Origin of the sequence: Nostoc sp. LEGE 06077 (genome assembly GCF_015207705.1) — a bacterium.
In the GTDB taxonomy this organism is placed as follows: Bacteria; Cyanobacteriota; Cyanobacteriia; order Cyanobacteriales; family Nostocaceae; genus Nostoc_B.
The window spans coordinates 1-20,156 of sequence record NZ_JADEWI010000034.1 but is presented as its reverse complement, the minus strand read 5'-3'; the positions used below and the strand labels follow the sequence as shown (position 1 = coordinate 20,156).

General features: G+C 41.1%; 17 protein-coding genes. 10 read left to right on the top strand and 7 right to left on the bottom strand.

Annotated features, from left to right (window positions below; translation table 11 throughout):
* Positions 1-320: 320 nt before the first annotated feature.
* Both IQ244_RS19980 and IQ244_RS19975 read right to left on the bottom strand, forming a co-directional pair.
* Positions 321-1,004 carry a (2Fe-2S) ferredoxin domain-containing protein gene (locus IQ244_RS19980; RefSeq protein WP_193897312.1) on the bottom strand — a complete coding sequence of 228 codons (684 nt, stop codon included), beginning with the start codon at positions 1,002-1,004 and terminating at the stop codon, positions 321-323.
* A gap of 73 nt (positions 1,005-1,077) precedes the next feature.
* Positions 1,078-1,338 carry an Asr1405/Asl0597 family protein gene (locus IQ244_RS19975; protein WP_193897311.1) on the bottom strand — a complete coding sequence of 87 codons (261 nt, stop codon included), beginning with the start codon at positions 1,336-1,338 and terminating at the stop codon, positions 1,078-1,080.
* Positions 1,339-1,880: 542 nt separating this feature from the next.
* Here IQ244_RS19975 and IQ244_RS19970 point away from each other — a divergent pair.
* The 7 genes from IQ244_RS19970 to nblB all read left to right on the top strand — a co-directional run bounded on the left by IQ244_RS19970 (position 1,881) and on the right by nblB (position 10,781).
* The gene (locus tag IQ244_RS19970; protein WP_193897310.1) at positions 1,881-2,435 is read left to right on the top strand and encodes a Dps family protein; all 555 of its coding nucleotides are present in this window, start codon (positions 1,881-1,883) and stop codon (positions 2,433-2,435) included.
* 589 nt (positions 2,436-3,024) lie between these two features.
* On the top strand, positions 3,025-6,291 hold the full coding sequence (gene carB, locus IQ244_RS19965; protein WP_193897309.1) for a carbamoyl-phosphate synthase large subunit: 3,267 nt from the start codon (positions 3,025-3,027) through the stop codon (positions 6,289-6,291).
* A 753-nt stretch (positions 6,292-7,044) separates the two neighbouring features.
* Entirely contained in the window at positions 7,045-8,001 is a 957-nt protein-coding gene (locus IQ244_RS19960) for an RNA polymerase sigma factor, RpoD/SigA family (protein WP_193897405.1), read from the top strand.
* A 248-nt stretch (positions 8,002-8,249) separates the two neighbouring features.
* Positions 8,250-8,600: a DUF760 domain-containing protein gene (locus IQ244_RS19955; protein WP_193897302.1), complete on the top strand. Its 351-nt coding sequence runs from the start codon at positions 8,250-8,252 to the stop codon at positions 8,598-8,600.
* Positions 8,601-8,924: 324 nt separating this feature from the next.
* The gene (gene mutT / locus IQ244_RS19950; RefSeq protein WP_193897300.1) at positions 8,925-9,338 is read left to right on the top strand and encodes an 8-oxo-dGTP diphosphatase MutT; all 414 of its coding nucleotides are present in this window, start codon (positions 8,925-8,927) and stop codon (positions 9,336-9,338) included.
* A gap of 197 nt (positions 9,339-9,535) precedes the next feature.
* Entirely contained in the window at positions 9,536-9,994 is a 459-nt protein-coding gene (locus tag IQ244_RS19945) for a CBS domain-containing protein (RefSeq protein ID WP_193897298.1), read from the top strand.
* A 121-nt stretch (positions 9,995-10,115) separates the two neighbouring features.
* Positions 10,116-10,781, top strand: a complete 666-nt coding sequence (nblB, locus tag IQ244_RS19940; protein ID WP_193897296.1) for a phycobilisome degradation protein NblB — start codon at positions 10,116-10,118, stop codon at positions 10,779-10,781.
* A 320-nt stretch (positions 10,782-11,101) separates the two neighbouring features.
* Here nblB and IQ244_RS19930 read toward each other — a convergent pair whose 3' ends face one another.
* From IQ244_RS19930 to rpaB, 5 genes are all read right to left on the bottom strand, one after another.
* On the bottom strand, positions 11,102-11,710 hold the full coding sequence (locus tag IQ244_RS19930) for a Uma2 family endonuclease (protein ID WP_193897294.1): 609 nt from the start codon (positions 11,708-11,710) through the stop codon (positions 11,102-11,104).
* Positions 11,711-11,909: 199 nt separating this feature from the next.
* Positions 11,910-14,003 carry a serine/threonine-protein kinase gene (locus tag IQ244_RS19925; RefSeq protein WP_193897292.1) on the bottom strand — a complete coding sequence of 698 codons (2,094 nt, stop codon included), beginning with the start codon at positions 14,001-14,003 and terminating at the stop codon, positions 11,910-11,912.
* Positions 14,004-14,323: 320 nt separating this feature from the next.
* Positions 14,324-14,842: a DUF456 domain-containing protein gene (locus tag IQ244_RS19920; protein WP_193897290.1), complete on the bottom strand. Its 519-nt coding sequence runs from the start codon at positions 14,840-14,842 to the stop codon at positions 14,324-14,326.
* An 88-nt stretch (positions 14,843-14,930) separates the two neighbouring features.
* On the bottom strand, positions 14,931-15,587 hold the full coding sequence (locus tag IQ244_RS19915; protein ID WP_193897287.1) for a cofactor assembly of complex C subunit B: 657 nt from the start codon (positions 15,585-15,587) through the stop codon (positions 14,931-14,933).
* Between the two features lie 114 nt (positions 15,588-15,701).
* On the bottom strand, positions 15,702-16,430 hold the full coding sequence (gene rpaB, locus IQ244_RS19910; RefSeq protein ID WP_011318678.1) for a response regulator transcription factor RpaB: 729 nt from the start codon (positions 16,428-16,430) through the stop codon (positions 15,702-15,704).
* 176 nt (positions 16,431-16,606) lie between these two features.
* Here rpaB and radA point away from each other — a divergent pair, with 176 nt between their 5' ends.
* The 3 genes from radA (at position 16,607) to IQ244_RS19895 (ending at position 19,724) form a co-directional block, all read left to right on the top strand.
* Positions 16,607-18,187 (top strand): DNA repair protein RadA, encoded by a 1,581-nt coding sequence (radA, locus tag IQ244_RS19905; protein ID WP_193897285.1) that lies wholly within the window; start codon positions 16,607-16,609, stop codon positions 18,185-18,187.
* 63 nt (positions 18,188-18,250) lie between these two features.
* A complete protein-coding gene (locus IQ244_RS19900) occupies positions 18,251-18,985 on the top strand; it encodes a Uma2 family endonuclease (RefSeq protein WP_193897283.1) in 735 nt (244 codons plus the stop codon).
* 154 nt (positions 18,986-19,139) lie between these two features.
* On the top strand, positions 19,140-19,724 hold the full coding sequence (locus IQ244_RS19895; protein ID WP_193897281.1) for an acyltransferase: 585 nt from the start codon (positions 19,140-19,142) through the stop codon (positions 19,722-19,724).
* Positions 19,725-20,156: the final 432 nt, after the last annotated feature.

Sequence of the window (20,156 nt, the reverse complement as noted above, 5' to 3'; positions counted from 1 at the left end):
CCTACAGTCCCTCCTCGGAATTCATTCCGAGTCTCATAGCGCAAGTCATCTCAAGATGACTCAACTAAAAATGTATTTCAGTCCACGCTTTGTGGACTTTGGCTATGAGCCTGGAACTTTAGTTCTAGGCAGGATACAGTTTCAACATAAAAATTTTTGACTTATTTGTACGCCGCAGCTTGGCAAGAAGAGGGTGCGAGACAGCGCGGGTTATGATTGGGGATTAAAAAAACCCAGCTATAACTTCTGCATATCTTTTGCAAAAGTTATAGCCAAGTTTTTTAGGAACACACTAATCATCTAACTCTAATATTTTCTCATTAAATTGCAGAAGTTTTTACAGAAACTTCATTGAAATTAGAGATTTTTATTGGTAATGATTCTGAATTATCAGTTTGCTTATCTTCGTGCTTTTCAGCAAAATGCTTGTCCATCAGTGAAGCGACTTGATTTGTTTGAATGCGGCTGTAGCGGGTTTTGTCGGGCATGACTATATTAGGGCCAGCTTTGCAGTTTTTCATACAGCCTGTACCTTTGATGGTAACTTGGTCTTCTAGACCGCGATCGCTCAAAGCGGCCTCAAATGCCTGACAAACTGCTTTACCACCGCGTTTCCAACAGTCTGATTTTTGACACATTAAAATTGTCTGTTTAGCCTTGGCTGGCTTTACTTTGACATCATTGCTAACGGGCGGTTCCTGTATTGCTGTGCTGGTTGCAACTCTACCTAAATCAGAACTTGCGGCCATCACGCGTTCAGCTTTCAGGGTAAACTCACCTTTCTTTTCATCGTATTTTTTTATACCAACAACTTGCAGCCAAGTACCTTTTGGTAAACGCAAATCAAAAGCAGCCCTTAAAGGTTTAGCCAGTTTTACGTAGCATTCACCCTCTGAAGTATCTAATATTAAGCCTTTTAGCTTATAGCCATCTTTAATAACAAAATCTATAAATCTGCCTTCCAGGCAAAATCCCGCTATTTCTGCACTGTAGATTATACTCATCTGTTTGCCCCTTTTTTTACCAAATAATTCTGTTTTAATTACGCAATAATTTCCAGACATCTGTCCTTGGTTATTACTTTTGGTAGCGAATTTGCCAGCTATTCTCAAGAATTTGAATTAGTTCTGGACGACAAGCCATCAATCTCTGCATGACACACCAGAATTGCACCATTGCCAAAGGACTAGCAATTTCAACTTGCAATGGCTGGTTAGTTTCGCAGCAACAGGGAATATCTAGCTCATTTAAACGTTGATAGACTTGCCAGCGGTCTGCCCAATTAATTTCAACTACGTACTTCTGATCTATTTCTGAACTTGAACTAAACGATTTCAAGAGACGAACCCTCAAAAGTGCGACAAATTTGCAGTAAGTAGTGTGCTTTAGTTCCTGGATTCTGAGAATCTGAGGATTGCAGCATCTTTAAATAAGCATAACCTAAGTGCGAACTTTTCTCAGTTATTTTTCTCAGAAATATTAAAGTTTCTCATTAATCTTGGTGATGACAACTAGCCCAACAGCTTATGTCATCAAGTTTTGACGGATTTGATAGTTGCTAAAATTTACCAAAAATTTTCCGGTTGATATCTCGCAACAGGCAAATTCCATGTGCTGGGGCTAGATACTAACACTTTTGCTTCTCTCCCTAGTTCCCTACCTGGCAAATTCTGTTGTGAGTAAAAATTTCTACAATCTTTAGATATACACCTAATGAAATAGGTATAGATTGACTCAATAAAGAGTAAAGATTTGCAATTACAACAACAAAAAAATTTTCAAATTTATGATATTCTTTGAACTTGCTTTTATTTTTAGAATGTTAATATGTAAAGACTAAGCAGTTAAAAACTATAACTGCCAAAAAAGCGAGGAGAACCATGTCTGATACACAAACTTTGTTACAAAATTTCGGTCAGGTTTATGACAATCCTGTATTGTTAGACCGTAGTGTTACTGCTCCAGTTACAGAAGGACTAAACGTTGTATTAGCTAGTTTTCAGGCATTATACTTGCAATATCAAAAACATCATTTTGTTGTAGAAGGTGCAGAATTTTACTCATTACATGAGTTTTTTAACAGCAGTTACAATGAAGTACAAGACCACGTTCATGAAATTGGCGAAAGACTTAATGGTTTAGGTGGTGTACCTGCTGCTTCTTTTAGCAAATTGGCAGAATTAACCTGTTTTGAGCAAGAATCTGATGGTGTATATTCTTCCCGCAAAATGGTAGAAAACGACCTAGTGGCAGAACAAGCCATTATTACCGTTATTCGCCGCCAAGCCGCTCAGGCAGAGAGTTTAGGCGACCGTGGTACACGTTATCTGTACGAAAAAATTCTGTTAAAAACAGAAGAACGAGCTTATCATTTATCTCATTTCTTGGCAAAAGACAGTTTGACTTTAGGCTTTGTACAACCTGCTCAAAACTAGAACTATCATCATCTAGTGTAGTCATTGTACGGCTGAAGTAAATCTGATAGTACAGGATATTAAGAAAAGGTAAAAAATGACAGAGAAGTAGTCCGTATCTCTGTCATTTTTTATTTAAATAAATAAAAAATATCCGATGAAATAATTCTATGATTAGATATTAAAAATTATTAGCAATTAAGTACTGCTTATTTAAAAAATATTACTTATATTGTTCAATAGTAATCTCAGCTAGAACCTGAGATTTAAATCATAGTAATTACCTAGCAGTATAAATAAAAATTATTTGCAGATAATCGAAAATTTGCGTTTTGAGAATTAATTAAAACTATATACACAAAAAAATCGAGATACTGAGTTAGTAAAGAAGCGGGAAGAGCATGAGATAGTAAAAGATATATGTTGGTCATTAGCCCATAGTCATTGGTCATTAGTCCTTTGTTAATCTTCACTACACGCCGGCTTGTCTACTTCCTGTTATCTGGCTGCGGCGATCGCACCCGGAAAACTTGATAATAAACAAGATGACTGAGGGCAAAGACCCTTAAAATAATCAGGATTTGTATTTTCTTACTCCAACCCCAAGACTATGCCCCGCCGTCAAGACCTCAAAAAAATACTGCTATTAGGATCTGGCCCCATTGTGATTGGGCAAGCCTGTGAATTTGACTATTCTGGAACCCAAGCCTGTAAAGCGTTACGAGAAGAAGGCTATGAAGTGGTGTTAGTCAATTCCAATCCAGCCACAATTATGACTGACCCAGAAACGGCCGATCGCACTTACATTGAGCCGTTAACACCAGAATTAGTTGCTAAAGTCATCGCCAAAGAACGCCCAGATGCTTTACTCCCAACAATGGGGGGACAAACCGCCCTCAACCTCGCCGTGGCTTTAGCCAAAAACGGTGTTCTCGATCAATATAATGTGGAATTAATTGGCGCAAAGTTAGCAGCGATCGAAAAAGCAGAAGACCGCAAACTATTTAATGAAGCAATGGCCAAGATAGGCGTGCATGTCTGTCCTAGTGGTACAGCTTCATCTTTAGAAGAATCTAAAGCGATCGCCCGCAAAATTGGCAGTTATCCCCTCATTATCCGTCCCGCCTTTACAATGGGGGGAACTGGTGGTGGTATTGCCTACAACCAAGAAGAATTTGAAGAGATGGCGCAAGTGGGGATTGATGCGAGTCCTGTATCGCAAATTCTCATTGACCAATCTCTCCTCGGCTGGAAAGAATATGAATTAGAAGTGATGCGCGATTTAGCAGATAACGTGGTGATTATCTGTTCCATCGAAAATATCGACCCGATGGGTATCCACACAGGCGACTCTATCACCGTTGCACCCGCCCAAACCCTCACCGACAAAGAATATCAGCGGTTGCGGGATATGTCCATTAAAATCATCCGCGAGATTGGCGTAGAAACTGGCGGTTCTAATATTCAGTTTGCCGTTAATCCGGTGACTGGGGATGTCGTTGTCATTGAAATGAACCCCCGCGTTTCTCGCAGTTCCGCACTGGCTTCTAAAGCTACAGGTTTCCCAATTGCGAAAATGGCGGCGAAATTAGCTGTGGGTTACACCTTGGATGAAATTAAAAACGACATCACCAAGAAAACCCCCGCATCCTTTGAACCAACGATAGATTATGTAGTCACCAAAATTCCCCGCTTTGCTTTTGAAAAATTCCCCGGTTCCGAACCAGTGCTGACAACACAGATGAAGTCTGTTGGGGAAGCAATGGCGATTGGCCGGACATTTAATGAATCCTTCCAAAAGGCGCTGCGTTCTTTAGAAACCGGACGCGCGGGTTGGGGTTGTGACAAAGCCGAAAAATTACCCAGTGGTGAACAAATCCGCGCCTTATTGCGGACACCGAATCCCGATCGCATTTTTGCTGTGCGTCACGCCATGCAAGTCGGGCTAACTATTGACGAAATCTATGAACTGACAGGGATTGACCCTTGGTTTTTAGATAAAATGCAGCAATTGTTGGAAACTGAAAAATTCATCAAGCGCACGCCGTTAAAACAGTTGACGAAAGAGCAACTGTATGCAGTAAAACGGGAAGGCTATAGCGATCGCCAAATTGCTTTCGCCACCAAAACTACAGAAGATGAAGTTCGCTCCTATCGTCAAGAATTGGGGATTGTCCCAGCTTACAAAACTGTTGATACCTGTGCAGCTGAGTTTGAGGCCTTCACTCCCTACTACTATTCCACCTACGAATTAGAAACCGAAGTTTTACCCTCAGATAAACCCAAAGTGATGATTTTGGGTGGTGGGCCGAACCGGATCGGTCAAGGAATTGAGTTTGACTATTGTTGTTGTCATGCTGCTTATGCTTTAAAAGGTGCAGGCTATGAAACCATCATGGTCAACTCCAACCCAGAGACAGTTTCTACTGACTACGATACTAGCGATCGCCTCTACTTTGAACCATTAACCAAAGAAGATGTTCTCAACATCATCGAAGCCGAAAATCCCGTAGGAATCATCGTCCAATTCGGCGGACAAACCCCTCTCAAGTTATCGCTACCTCTGCAACAAGCACTGAGTATTCATCCCTCAGCCTTCAACACTAAAATCTGGGGTACATCACCCGACTCCATCGACACCGCTGAAGACAGAGAACGATTTGAGAAGATTCTCAAGCAATTAAATATTGCACAACCACCTAATGGAATTGCGCGGAGTTATGAAGATGCGTTAATTGTGGCTAGACGCATTGGTTATCCAGTGGTGGTGCGTCCTAGTTATGTATTAGGTGGACGGGCAATGGAAATTGTCTACTCTGATACAGAACTGGAACGCTACATGACCTTTGCGGTACAGGTAGAACCAGAACATCCGATTTTAATTGATAAGTTCTTAGAAAATGCCATCGAAGTTGATGTAGATGCGATCGCCGATCATACTGGACGGGTGGTGATTGGTGGCATCATGGAACATATTGAACAAGCCGGAATCCATTCAGGAGACTCTGCTTGTTCTTTACCATCAATTTCTCTTCCTCCCGCAGTTCTTAATCAAATCCGCACTTGGACTGTCCAACTGGCGCAAGCTTTGTCAGTTATCGGGTTAATGAATATTCAGTTTGCGGTTGTGGGTGTCGGTTCCTACTCTCCCCAAGTTTACATTCTCGAAGCTAACCCCCGCGCCTCCCGGACTGTACCTTTTGTTTCTAAAGCTACAGGTGTGCAATTGGCGAAGTTGGCATCCTTAATTATGTCGGGTAAAACTCTTGAGGAATTAGGCTTTACTGAGGAAGTCATACCCTCACATATTGCCGTGAAAGAAGCAGTTCTACCGTTTAATAAATTCCCCGGTACAGATACAATATTAGGCCCGGAGATGCGCTCAACAGGTGAGGTGATGGGCATAGATAGCGACTTTGGCCGCGCCTTTGCCAAGGCAGAATTAGCAGCCGGTGAGCGTTTACCCCTAAATGGTACTGTATTTGTCTCTATGAGCGATCGCGACAAATCAGCAGCTGTTTCTGTAGTCAAGGAATTTATTGACTTAGGCTTTACCGTCATGGCGACCTTTGGGACTCGCCAGGTGCTGCGGGAAAATAACTTAAGTGTTGAGTTGGTGCTGAAACTCCATGAAGGTCGTCCCCACGTCCTTGATGCGATTAAAAACCAGAAGATTCAACTAATTATCAACACCCCTTCTGGCGAAGAAGCACAAACTGATGCTAGACTCATCCGCCGCACAGCTTTAGCCTACAAAATCCCCATCATCACTACTATTGCTGGCGCTAAGGCTACCGTTGCTGCTATCCGTTCTCTGCAAAATACTACTTTGGACGTAAAAGCCCTCCAAGATTATTCCATGAAGAGTTTGTCGTAACTTTGCCCGGCGTGGCACTGAATTTAACTGGAGTATGAGGGGTTGGGAGACAGTATAAAGATTTGGCTTGTCTCCTACCCTTTTTTTATGAATCTGCTTTAAGCAGTATTTACAAGGAAAATTAAGTAATTATTATAGAAGAAACATTATAGTTACTATTGCGATATTTTAACAAATATGAGTAAACTATTTTTTCTCTCTGCGAATATTTATTAATTAATCGGGAGCGATCGCTCTCAGCTATATGAAGTAATTATACTTATGCCAAAAGCTTGATTTGTAGGAGTTTCCGCCTTAACACCACAGCAAAAGTAAACAAATGACTTTTCTATCTCCCTTAACCATAGTCTACAGTTCTCATAATTACTGGACAAGCCGCAAAGGTTTATTAACCAAGGAGGTTAACCTATCACAACCATTCTCAAATCCAATAGTTTTCCGGCTGTAGGGCTTTTCAATATTTCTCATAAATGTTACAATTTTTAATAAAGCTTAAAGAGAAAAGGTGTTGTTCTAGCTACCTTTATCTATCCGTAGATACTTGTATAAACTCATAAAAAACTGTAACGTCTAGCAGTTAAGAGCGTAATTTTTGATTAATAAAAGCAGCCGACACCAACGGACGCGTAAATCGTAAACCTAGTATGTGTTCCCAGTCAAACTGGACAGCACGCCCAACAAACATCTATTTATCAGTTATCTACTAGTTGAATGACTCAAGCAATCAACCCAACACCACCAATGAGTAGCGCCATGAAGACCGCTCCGACAGCCACAGACCTCGTGCGGACTTACCTGCGTGAGATCGGCCGTGTACCACTGTTAACTCATGAAGAAGAGATTCGTTATGGCAAACAAGTGCAGCGTTCCAGCGCTTTACAAGAAGTCAGAGAATCTTTAGCTAGTCAGTTGGGGCGCGAACCGACTTTAGAAGAGTGGGCAAAAGAGTCGAAACTAGACATAGCCGATTTGAACGAAGCGATCGCCGATGGTGAAATTGCGAAACGGAGAATGGTGGAAGCCAATTTGCGTTTAGTAGTATCCGTAGCGAAGAAGTATATCAAGCGTAACGTTGATTTACTTGACCTGATTCAAGAAGGAAGCATTGGAATGCAGCGCGGTGTGGAAAAATTTGACCCCACCAAAGGTTATCGATTTTCCACTTATGCTTATTGGTGGATTCGCCAAGCAATTACACGGGCGATCGCCGAAAAAGCCCGTACCATTCGCCTACCCATTCACATTACCGAAAAACTCAATAAAATCAAAAAAGCCCAGCGTCAGTTATCGCAAAAGCTCGGACGCGCTCCCTCTGTCGGAGAATTGGCAACAGAACTAGACCTAACGCCCAAACAGGTACGCGAATATCTCGAAAAAGCCCGTTTACCTCTTTCCTTAGATTTGCGCTTGGGAGATAACTACGACACTGAACTTGGCGAAATGCTGGAAGATCCCGGCGCTTCTCCCGAAGAATTCGTCATGCAAACCTCTCTTTCATCTGATTTAGAGCGAGTCATGGAAGAACTCACTCCCCAGCAGCGAGAAGTAATCACCTTACGCTTTGGGTTGATTGATGGTCAAGCTTTAACTCTGGCCAGAATCGGTGAAATCTTAAATATCAGCCGTGAACGAGTTCGCCAAATCGAAAGAGAAGCCTTAAACAAACTTCGCAAATCTAAAGCGGCGATGAATGAGTATTTGGCAAGTTAGTCAATGGTCAATGGTCAAAAACTTGCCCCAAAATATCAACTATTGACTGTTGACCATTGATTAATGACTATTGGGCGAGAAAATACTCTGATTTTGGTACGGTTACACCGACTTCCAAGTGAGACTGTGCCTGTTAAATTATTTAACAGGAACATCAAAACGGCAGCTAAGTTAAACAAACAAAAGCAGGCACTTATTATCTCAGTTGCAAACATAGCAGCCAGCAACGGTAGTACAGGAGGTAAAACGTGAGTAACCAATCCAATCGAGTGTCAGAATTTTTTGACAGTGATGCGTCGGAAAGCAACAACTTTCTGTGGCAATATGTTAAATCTTTAAGTCCAGAAACGGTTAGCCAGTTATCTAAACCAACATCTCCCGAAGTTTTCCAAGTAATGGAACGCAATATTGGAGGTTTGTTAGGCAACTTACCACCAGAACATTTCAATATGACCATTACTACCAGTCGTGAGAGTCTTGGTCGTTTGTTGGCTTCCGCAATGATTAGTGGTTATTTCTTGCGTAACGCTGAACAACGCATGGACTTTGAAATAGCATTACAAGGTACGGAAACCAATAATCAAGAAATTGAAGAGTAATTGAGTTTATCTCAGCCAAGGTACATAACTTCTATTGGTCTTGGGCGGAATCCTGACAGCGTACCTTATCTAAACTCCAAATCCCTGTAATGCGTTAGCGACATCCTCAATATCACTACTCATCGCTAACGCAGTTAGGATTTGCTCATTCAAAATATATATCGGATTTCTCGGAGAAATCTGATCATAACTTGTGAATTTCTACGAAATCTGGGAAAATATTTAATAAATTAAAGTAATTTTGACTATCAATCTAATAAACTCGGCAGACACTAAATTAGCTTGCCGAGTTTTTTGATTAGTTATCTATCATCCCGATCAACTATGAGTGAAATTAGTTCGATTCCCCATAAAATTATTGGTGTCGCCGTAATTTGGAACGACCAGCAGCAAATTTTAATTGACCGCCGTCGTCCACAAGGTGCAATGGGTGGCTTATGGGAATTTCCTGGTGGCAAAATTGAACCAGGAGAAACAATTGAAGAATGTATCCGACGGGAAATAGCCGAAGAATTGGGTATAGAAATTGCCGTCAAAGACCATCTCATAACCATTGACCATACTTATACTCATTTGCGTGTGACTTTAACCGTGCATCACTGTCACTTCCTCGCAGGTATTCCCCAACCCTTAGAATGTGATGAAATCCGCTGGGTTAGCTTAGATGAGCTAGAAAATTACGCCTTTCCCCAAGCTAACGGACAAATTATTGCCGCTTTAAAAAGTTCTGAGTGCTGAGTGCTGAGTAAAGCCGTTTTTTGACTTTTCACGTTTTCCTTAATTATGTCTTCTCCATTTCCGGGGATGAATAACTGCGATCGCTAATTGGCAAATAAACATTGTCCACAAGTAACAATGTATTAACTCAATTCAGTTCAGTCCAGCAATTTTCTACAATAATCGCAGGGACTGTAAAAAATGGTGTCAGCAAGCAAATGTCTAAAACTGTTGCCGACGTAATGAGTCGCGATCCGATTGTTGTTCGCGCAGAAACTCCTCTGAAGGAAGCCATTCAAATTTTGGCAGAGAAACGCATCAGCGGGCTACCTGTGGTGGATGATGTCGGTAAATTGGTGGGAATTATCTCCGAAACAGATTTGATGTGGCAAGAAACTGGTGTAACTCCGCCTGCTTATATCATGTTTTTGGATAGTGTCATCTATTTAAAAAATCCTGCTACTTACGATCGCGATTTACACAAAGCATTAGGGCAAACAGTTGGGGAAGTTATGAGCAAAAATCCCGTAACTATTGCTCCAAATAAAACATTAAAAGAAGCAGCACAAATGATGCACGATCGCAATGTGCATCGCTTACCTGTATTAGATACTGAAGGTCAAGTAGTTGGTATTCTTACCCGTGGTGATGTGATTCGGGAAATGGCAGCGAGTTAATAGTAGTCAAGAATCAATAGTCATTGGTCAATAGTTAAGAGTTTCTTGACTATTGACTATGGACATTTGACTATTAACTATGGACTATTTTTTAAAACATCTTTGAAATTAGGATAATTAAATGAGTATTACTCCTGAGTCGGTAAGACAAATGCTCAGTTCTGAGGATTTGGGCGATCGCTTGCGTGCTGTCAATCAAATTCGCGACTTAGAACCGGCTATTGGTTTGGAACTGGTGCAAATTGCTATAGGTGATAGCAACTCTAGAGTGCGTTACTCAGCCGTGAGTCAAATGGATACACTCGGTACACAGGATTTGCAATTATCTTTGGATATTTTACGCGATCGCTTGCTCAATGACCCCGAAGCTGATGTGCAAGCCGCCGCCGCCGACTGTTTAGGGGCGCTAAAACTACACGATGCGTTTGTAGATTTAGAGCAGCTTTATCACTCTACTGGTGAGTGGTTAGTCCAATTCAGCATTATTGCCACATTAGGCGAGTTAGGTGATCCGCGTTCTTTTGAATTACTCACAAAAGCACTTTCATCCGAGAACGAATTAGTCCAAACCGCAGCGATTAGTTCCTTTGGAGAATTAGGAAATATCGATGCTATTCCTTTATTAGCTCCATACTCTACCAGCCCTGACTGGCAAATGCGCTATAGAGTTGTTCAAGCTTTAGCGCGGTTAGGTGGCGCAGAAGCCAAATCGATATTAGAAACTTTGGTAAATGATGAAGTCGAAGCCGTCGCCATAGAAGCACAGAAATCGTTGCAGACTGTTTAGTTATTCGTCAAGTAGATCGCACCTGAAATTAACTATGGTGCGATCGCTTTCCCCACCCTAAAAGTCTGAAGATAATTTGTATCACAATCGAGCGAAAGAATATATATCCCACTAATCGCCGGACTCCTGATTCAGAAGCAATTATCTATCCATCAATGTTTACTGAAGATGGTCAACCCATAGAAGATAATATTCCGATAATTGAGGAAGCGATCGCTCAAAAAATCCAGCTATACAAGAATAATCAGAGCTAACTAGTAGGAGTTACAAAAAATTACTTCCTAGTCCCTATTTCCTACCTTCACTCCTTCTTTTATAAATTAAATAGGGTTGTTATATTCCTTAGTTATTATCTGAATATATTCATTCACAGCATCATATTGGTCAGTCATTCGCGCATATTTTGCTAATAAATCTAAATTTAACTCAGGCAATAAATTGCTTTTAGTAGCTTTTATATAGCTGTCACCTTGCAAACAATAAAGTGATAACAAACCATCTTCCCAAAACCAAACTTCAGGTACTCCTAAACGCTGATAAATTTTTAGCTTATTAATTCCACCACTTGTAACAGTTATTTCCAAAATTAAATCGGGAATTGGTTTTTTTGTTCCTAAATTATAAGACTCATCAGGTTCTCGTCGTGTATTGTCTTCCTTATTACCTATAGTTGCACTTCCACGTCCATAAAACCGGATATTCTTCATCCGCATATAGACTTCTAGTAACATCGCCAGAGTTTTTTTATTATCCTCGTGATCATCAGACAGGGGTGACATAATTTCTAGAAGACCGTCTAAATAAGTTAGCCTTGCGCTTGTCCCAGTAAGGGCAACATCAAGCTGTTCTAACTTTTCCCAACTGACATTGTACAGAAGAACGTAGGAAGTCTCAGCATTACTAGGTTGTTCCAAGACAAGGGAAGACATAAGCTAAACCATAGCGTGGCTTTTTTCTATGATAAAACCTAATATTAGTCTTTAATGAGGTGAAGTTGAGCGTGGGCGGTGTTGACTAAACGCTGATATAGTATTTCTGAAATTTGCAGAGTAATTGTTTCTGTTGTTATTTTGCAATTCTCACCCTGCGTGGTTAAACTGTCTTGATTTTAGCGTAGGTCAATCATCGCTACGGTAGCCGCCAAATTTTGATGGTGTTGTTTATACTACCACGGGCGAGAGTTTTACCATCTGGGCTGATGGCAACAGAACTAAACCCGTCGGAAGAAGATGTGAGGGAGCGGATTTCTCTTCCTGTTGCAAGATTCCAAACTTTGATAGTTTGGTCTCCACTCGCACTAGCCAGTTTTTTGCCATCTGGGCTGATGGCAATGGAACTAACAGATCCTAAATGACCTGTAAGGGTACGGATTTCCTTTCCTGTTGAAAGATTCCAAACTTTGATGGTTTTGTCAGCACTAGCACTGACAAGGGTTTGTCCATCTGGGCTGATGGCAACAGAACTAACCCCGTCAGAATGACCTTCCTGGGTGCGGATTAGCTGTCCTGTTGCGAGATTCCAAACTTTGATGGTTTTATCAGCACTAGCACTGACAAAAGTTGTGCCATCTGGGCTGATGGTAACAGAACTAACTGAGTCGGTATGGCCTTCAAGATTGCGGATTAACTGTCCTGTTTCCAGTTTCCACACCTTGATGCTTTTGTCACGGCTACCACTGACAAGAGTTTGACCATCTGGACTGATAACAACAGAACTAACCCCATTTGTATGACCTTCAAGGGTGCGGATTTCTTTTCCTGTTGCAAAATTCCAAACTTTGATGGTGTTATCACGACTAGCACTGACAAGAGTTTGACCATCTGGACTGATAACAACAGAACTAACCCCATTTGTATGACCTTTCAGAGTGCGGATTTCTTTTCCTGTTGCAAGATCCCAAACTTTGATGGTGTTGTCACGACTAGCACTAATAAGGCTTTTGCTATCTGGGCTAAAAACGACGGAACGAACTGACTTCACATGACCTGTAAGAGTTCCTGTTAAGAACATTTCGCTAGTTTTACCAGTTAATTCACGGGTAATTACAGATATCGGATTAGTCGGAAATAAGCCATAACGAACATAACTATATATTTGAATTCCCACTAAGGTAATAGCAACACCCAGCAGCAAGTATTTTGCTAACTTAGTATATTGTCTCGATGGCTGTGGTGATACTTCTGAATTTACTAGTGGCTCTACTAATTTTTCTTTTGTGAGTACTTGATCCTGAGAAGATACTAAGGCTGGTGAAAACGAAACTAGTTGTTGATGTATTGGTAATTGTGTTGGTGGTAAGTCTGCAAAGTCTTGCTGGATTTTGGTTATAGAAGGCTGTGATTGTGGATTTAAATCTTTTAATAATTCTTCCACCGACTCATAACGGTGATGAGATTCTTCTTGCAATAATTTATCTAACATCCGCCCAAATTCTTGACTCACCCCTTGTCGTAAATGATTTCTCCAACTAAAAACCCAGCCATAACCTTGTCGTTTCCACAACTCCCAAGGGTGGGTTCCACTCAATAGGTGAAAGCAAGTTGCACCAACACTATATAAATCACTGGAGGGTAAAGCTTCACCACCTTGCATTTGTTCCATAGGTGCATAACCAAAAGAACCAATTTGAGTTCCAGCTTGCGTCACTGCTGTTGCGGTCAGTTGCTTGGATGCACCAAAATCAATCAGTACTAACTTGCCATTACTATGGCGAATAATATTCTCTGGCTTAATATCGCGGTGAATAACTTTTTGTTGATGAACTGTTTTGAGAATATCTAATAAATCCAGCAATAATTCCCTAACTTTATCCTCTGTGAAATTTCCTTGCTGTTGTAATTCTTTCAATAAATTCTGTCCTTCAATAAATTCCTGTACCAAGTACAGGCGTTTATCTTCATTAAAATACGCTAACAGTGTGGGAATTTGCGGATGTTTGCCTAACTGTTGCAGTCGCTTTGCTTCTTGTTCAAATAGTTCTGTAGCTTTTTTGAGTGCGCCTGTTCCCTGGACTTGCGGTGCAAATTGCTTAATGACACAAGGCTCATTGAGTTTGTCGATATCTTCTGCTAGATAAGTTTTCCCAAATCCCCCGCCACCTATGGATTGAATTGGACGATAGCGGTTTCTCAAGGCGATTAATGGCGCTCCACAGCTAGAGCAGTACTCTACGCCATCAAAATGAGGTGGGTTTTGGCAAGCCGGATCTAGGCAGCAGGTCATAACTGTGCATCTGTCTGGGGTTGTAGTTATTATCGCTTAAGCACGACCTAATCTGAGTAGATACCGCAAAATAATTAATATATTGAGTGTTAAGTTTAGGTAAGTCAAGCCAATATTATGCTTATTCCATGTGTTGGGTTATGCGTAGGCAAAGCCAGTCATTCGCGGAGCGTCTCGTAGAGAAGACATCGCTTCATTCAAGCTACTGGCAGGACTGATGATTATCTATTTCAAAATTGAGAGACAGACGATAAATCCAACGAAGGAACAATCACAAGCCTGTGTGCTTGTCTACCAACTGTTATCAAATACCTACTTAGTCATCCACTAAATACTTGCGGCCAAGTTGTGACTATAAAAACTGCAACGGCTGTCACTGCTAACAATCCCTGAATTAAATTTCCGACTAATGTACCAACGACAATTCCAATACCTGCTTTTACTGCTGGCCATAATTCTCGGCGGAAAATAAATTCACCAATAATTGCGCCTATTAGCGGCCCGAATAACATTCCTAACAATGGCCCGCCAAAGGGTAAAGCTGGTAAAAATCCCAAGATGCCTAAAACTAAGCCAACAACTGCACCAATTTGCCCCCATTTACTAGCCCCGGCTTGTTTTGCTCCTATATAACTGGCTAAAAAATCAACTCCGACACTTAACAGCAAAACCAGAATTGTGATGATTAAGGGTATTTTAATTGCGGCAAAAGAACCACTCACAAATCCCCAAATAATAATGGCAATTAAAATTAAACTGCTACCAGGAATTGCCGGGACTACAGCACCAATAACTCCGACAGCCATTAAGGCAATTAGTAACCAATAGATAATTTGCATAATTCAGTAATTCGTCGCCAATAAAGCTAATTAGTGAAGGGTGTTGTTTGTCATCAGTCAAGATTTTAACCGGGTTTCAGTTGGATAATTATTCAGCATCAACTATTGATTGTTGGAGAGTTACAGCTAATTTGTCAGCAATGCCAGCAATCCAATATTCATCTTGTTTGGTGTAACTTCTCGGTGCATTTGCTCCTAAAATCATCACGCCTTTATCCCCGATAGGTTGACAAATTACCCCTTGAGTATTTTCGGGTAAGTAATCAAATTCTATTTTGCCGGGATATATATTTAAATTAACTAAATAAACGGGCTGTTGTTTTTCCAGTACTCGTTTTAAGATTGCCCCTGGTACGACTTCAGATTTAAGTCCCAGAATACCGCGACGTAACAAAACTTTGCCTTGATATAAAACTACCAGCGATCGCGTGACGGTGTTAGTTAATATCATCCGAGATGCCCAGGCTAGTTCTGTTTTCACGGCTTCTGGTAAATTGTCTAACAGTATAAAACCTTCTTCTCCAATCAGTTCGACAACATCAGGCGATCGCGGCTGTACTTGCTGCCAAATTAAACCCGTTAAAATTAACACGGCACTCAAAATTACACCCAACACATCACCACGAGATTGAGATTCTGTTAGTTCTGGTGTTAATAAACGGTTAATCAGCAAAAGTATAGCGCCTAACCCACCGACAACTATGGGTAAACGGCGCACAACTCGATTGGGATCAGGTTTAGTCATCTTTCTAAATTCTGAAGTCTAAAGTCTGAAGTCTGAAAAATATGGTACAGAATGAGGAACAGGCTTGAAAGTCATAACATTTCATACTTCACACTTCACACTTCATACTTTCCCTTATTCTTCTCCAGGTTCAATTATGCGTTGAAACAAATAACCCGTACCACGTGCAGTTAGGATTAATTCTGGGTTACTGGGATCGTCTTCTAATTTTGCCCTTAACCGAGATATATGCACATCTACCACCCGCGTATCTACATGACGTTCTGGTGTATATCCCCAAACTTCCTGCAAAATCTCAGAACGGGAAAAAGCTTCTCCAGAACGGCTAACCAGCAACTCTAGTAAGCTGAATTCCATTCCCGTCAAGCGAATACGCTCATCACCTTTGTAAACTTGTCGCTTGTTGGTATCGATTTTGATATTTCCTACGTGAATTACCCCAGAACTGGGAATTCCCGAAGCACCGGTTTTATCTACACGGCGTAATACTGAGCGAATCCGCGCTTCTAGCTCTTTGGGGGAGAATGGCTTAACTACGTAGTCATCAGCACCCAATTCTAACCCAGTGATGCGATCGGCAACGTCCCCCAAGGCTGTTAGCATAATAATAGGAACATCTGACTCTTTACGTAATTCTTGACACACGCCGTAGCCATCCAGCTTTGGCATCATTACATCCAAAACCACTAAATCAGGATCGGATTTGCGAAAAGTTTCCAACGCTTCCTCGCCGTCGCCAGCAGTCACAACATCGTAGCCAATCATAGAAAGGCGCGTTTCTAAAATCCGGCGAATGCTGGCTTCATCGTCTACCACCAGGATTTTTTCTTTATGACTTTCCAAGTTTCTCAACGCTCCTTAACTAAAATTTTTCATGATTAATTTTTAATACCATAATATTAAGATATCATTCCCTCAATTGATTTGAAAAATGCTGGAAAAACCAGTTTTCTTTGACTTTGGTTTTTTGTAAGAATTAAGAAAAAATTAAGATTAATTAACTTAATTAAGATTTAAGAATGCCTAAGCCTAAAACCTTTTACATTTGTAACGAATGTGGTGCAGAATCTCCCCAGTGGTTTGGTAAATGTCCTAATTGCGGAACCTTCAATTCTTTAGAAGAACAAATTGCCATTCAATCTTCCGTTGATGTACCCTCCAGAGGAGGAGTAGGCAGTTGGCATAAGGAGCAGAATAATGGGAAATCTCATACTAAACCAGCCAAAGCACGGGCTTCGCTGACATTTGACCAAATTAGCGATCGCCAAGTCACGCGCTGGGAATCTGGCTACGGAGAATTAGATCGGGTGTTAGGTGGTGGGATTGTTCCCGGTTCAATGGTATTAATTGGCGGTGATCCGGGGATTGGTAAATCAACATTATTGTTGCAAGTATCAAATCAATTAGCGCAGAGATACCGCATTCTCTATGTTTCGGGAGAAGAATCAGGACAGCAAGTCAAATTGCGGGCGTTGCGTTTGGGTGTTTCCAAATCGGTGAGTGTGGTTGGTAATGGGAATGGTAAAGCAGCAGAAGCAGCTTTAGATATAGACGAAGCAGCAGTCACCGTAAATGCCGAAGTATTAGAAGTAGCAACAGAAATAGATCAATCTGAGCGCCTAGGTGCAGATTTATATGTCTTACCAGAAACTGATTTAGAAGAAATTTTACGGGAAATAGATTCTCTTAGACCAAATGTAGCGGTGATTGATAGTATTCAAACCGTATTTTTTCCCGCCCTGACATCTGCACCCGGTTCAGTAGCTCAGGTGAGAGAATGTACCGCAGCCTTGATGAAAGTGGCGAAACACGAAGACATTACGATGTTAATTGTAGGACACGTCACCAAAGAAGGAGCGATCGCCGGGCCGAAAGTCCTAGAACACTTAGTAGATACAGTATTGTACTTTGAAGGCGATCGCTTTGCCTCCCACCGCTTATTAAGAACCGTGAAAAACCGTTTCGGAGCAACCCACGAAATCGGTATCTTTGAAATGGTAGAACACGGACTGCGAGAAGTTTCTAACCCTTCCGAGTTATTTTTAGGCAATCGTGATGATCCCGCGCCAGGTACAGCCATTGTCGTCGCCTGCGAAGGTACACGCCCGATTGTGGTGGAATTACAAGCCCTTGTTAGTCCGACAAGTTACCCCTCACCCCGACGGGCTGGAACTGGTGTAGACTACAACCGCTTAGTCCAAATTCTCGCTGTTTTAGAAAAACGCGTCGGAATTCCTATGTCAAAGCTAGACTCTTATGTGGCTTCGGCGGGTGGCTTGAGTGTAGTTGAACCAGCCGTAGATTTAGGAGTGGCGATCGCCATTGTTGCGAGTTTCCGTGATCGCATTGTTGATCCAGGGACAGTTTTGATTGGGGAAGTTGGGTTAGGGGGACAAGTGCGATCGGTTTCCCAAATGGAACTGCGGTTAAAAGAAGCAGCTAAATTGGGATTCAAACGCGCGATCGTCCCAAAAGGAACAAAATTTCCTGATCTTAATCTGGAAATCTTACCAGTATCCAAAGTAATTGATGCCATTATTGCCGCGATACCACATCAAACACTAGAAGATAGCGATTTCGAGTCCGACGACGACGAATAGGTAATAGGGGACAGATTATAAAATCTCCCCTACACTCTTTATCCCCCCACACCCCTACTCAACATGACAGCCATCATCACCCAAAACTACCAAGTCAGTTGGGAAAAACTACCCGATGATTACATTCTTCCAGATGAGCCAGTGGATAACATCAACCAACCAGCCATAGCCGCAGCCCTTACCGAAAGCTTACAAATCACCGGAAAAATCCCTGAAAATGCCTTTACATCCACAAATTATGGGATTTGTGCCACTTTAGATGGAAAAATGGTCATTAAAGCCCCTGATTGGGCATATATTCCCAAAATTACCGTTGATAAAACAGAAGTAATCCGCAGTTACACTCCCCAACTCCAAGGCGACATCCCTGTAATTGTGATGGAATTTATTTCCGATACAGAAGGAACAGAGTATTCTGCCAAACCAACCTATCCGCCAGGCAAATGGTTTTTCTACGAACGCATCTTAAAAGTGCCAAACTATGCCATATTTGAGCCTGATAGCGGGAACTTAGAAGTTTATCGCCTAGATAACAATACAGGCAGATACACCATCCAAACCCCTAACGAGAATCAACATTACTTGATCAGCGAAATAAATCTTTACCTGAGCGTTTGGCAAGGTACTCGTGAAAATCGCACAGGCCATTGGTTGCGGTGGTGGGATGAGCAAGGAAAGCTATTACTCTGGGGTTTTGAGTTAGCAGAACAAGAGCGAGAACGAGCAGAACAAGAACATCAACGCGCTGAACGACTAGCCGCACAATTACGTGCAGCAGGTATTGAACCACAAGATTAGAGTTCTGATGAATACCTTTTCGCTTAAATTGAACTACACTATCCCGCCTTTCTTATTGGATGGGTGGGTGTACTGGCAATTTTAATATTTTTGAAACTACAAGCGATCGCTAACTTTCAAGGGAATACTAATAAAATAGTCTTTCAAAAAACCCATGAAACAAATTAGCCATAAAATTAAAAATAAATTAGAGCGAATATTAATATCTTTTATCCCTCACATTGTCAAGTGGGAAGAATATTGGCAAACTAAAATCAAGCAATATAAACATCAACAACTAAAACAACAATTAAAATCTGTAGGTTCTCGTGTGCGATTTAGAGATGATATTCGGATTGATCATCCGCAAAATGTTTCCTTTGGCAATAAAATTTACATTGGGATGAATGTTGTATTAGATGGTCGTGGGGGAATTACAATTGGTGACAACACGACAATCGGATTTAACGTTGTCATCTTATCAGCAAATCACGATTATCAAAGTAACGCTCTACCTTACGAGCATGATGTTTACATTCATAAACCTGTAGTAATTGGTCAGAATGTTTGGATTGGAGCCAACGTCTTAATTATTCCTGGTATTGTCATTGGAGACGGAGCAATTATCGCAGCAGGTACAGTTGTAACTTCTAACGTGGAACCTTTAGCAATTGTAGGTGGTCAACCTAGTAGAATCATTAAATATAGAGATAAAGAACACTATGAACGCCTTGCTAAAGAGCAAGTAAATCAAAGTTAATTTTTATCTATAAATTCCCGTGTAGAAGGGTAATACATAAATAAATTCCGAAAACGGCTCTATCAATGTTGTATCTATAGTAATAATTAGCGAAAACCAAGAAACTGGATTTTTGAAGTTTCCTAATTCACGAATTGAGTAGGGCAACTCAAATAATTGTGTAAGTACTAATATTATTAACTTCAAATTAATTATATTTTTGCAGAAAAATATGCAGTTATCTAGAAACAACAGAGATGGATATGTAGCAGCAATTATAGGTAGTTTAATCGGGGCTACATCACTTTTATATTTAGGTGGTTATCTAACCTGAGTTCGGGATAAGAAAAAGGACAGGTAGTAAGCTGAAAATAACAACAAATCCAGCAGCCTGTCCTATGTTTAGTTTAGATGCTTTGTTCTGTCATGTAGATGATTTCTGTAAAGCGTTTG

What these genes read in the sequence shown, in the direction of transcription:
- carB (WP_193897309.1), top strand. Translation starts at nt 3,025, where the DNA reads ATGCCCCGCCGTCAAGACCTCAAAAAAATACTGCTATTAGGATCTGGC.
- mutT (WP_193897300.1), top strand. Translation starts at nt 8,925, where the DNA reads ATGAGTGAAATTAGTTCGATTCCCCATAAAATTATTGGTGTCGCCGTA.
- radA (WP_193897285.1), top strand. Translation starts at nt 16,607, where the DNA reads ATGCCTAAGCCTAAAACCTTTTACATTTGTAACGAATGTGGTGCAGAA.
- IQ244_RS19900 (WP_193897283.1), top strand. Translation starts at nt 18,251, where the DNA reads ATGACAGCCATCATCACCCAAAACTACCAAGTCAGTTGGGAAAAACTA.
- IQ244_RS19980 (WP_193897312.1), bottom strand. Translation starts at nt 1,004, where the DNA reads ATGAGTATAATCTACAGTGCAGAAATAGCGGGATTTTGCCTGGAAGGC.
- IQ244_RS19915 (WP_193897287.1), bottom strand. Translation starts at nt 15,587, where the DNA reads ATGACTAAACCTGATCCCAATCGAGTTGTGCGCCGTTTACCCATAGTT.
- IQ244_RS19920 (WP_193897290.1), bottom strand. Translation starts at nt 14,842, where the DNA reads ATGCAAATTATCTATTGGTTACTAATTGCCTTAATGGCTGTCGGAGTT.
- IQ244_RS19960 (WP_193897405.1), top strand. Translation starts at nt 7,045, where the DNA reads ATGAAGACCGCTCCGACAGCCACAGACCTCGTGCGGACTTACCTGCGT.
- IQ244_RS19970 (WP_193897310.1), top strand. Translation starts at nt 1,881, where the DNA reads ATGTCTGATACACAAACTTTGTTACAAAATTTCGGTCAGGTTTATGAC.
- IQ244_RS19895 (WP_193897281.1), top strand. Translation starts at nt 19,140, where the DNA reads ATGAAACAAATTAGCCATAAAATTAAAAATAAATTAGAGCGAATATTA.
- IQ244_RS19945 (WP_193897298.1), top strand. Translation starts at nt 9,536, where the DNA reads ATGTCTAAAACTGTTGCCGACGTAATGAGTCGCGATCCGATTGTTGTT.
- nblB (WP_193897296.1), top strand. Translation starts at nt 10,116, where the DNA reads ATGAGTATTACTCCTGAGTCGGTAAGACAAATGCTCAGTTCTGAGGAT.
- IQ244_RS19925 (WP_193897292.1), bottom strand. Translation starts at nt 14,003, where the DNA reads ATGACCTGCTGCCTAGATCCGGCTTGCCAAAACCCACCTCATTTTGAT.
- IQ244_RS19930 (WP_193897294.1), bottom strand. Translation starts at nt 11,710, where the DNA reads ATGTCTTCCCTTGTCTTGGAACAACCTAGTAATGCTGAGACTTCCTAC.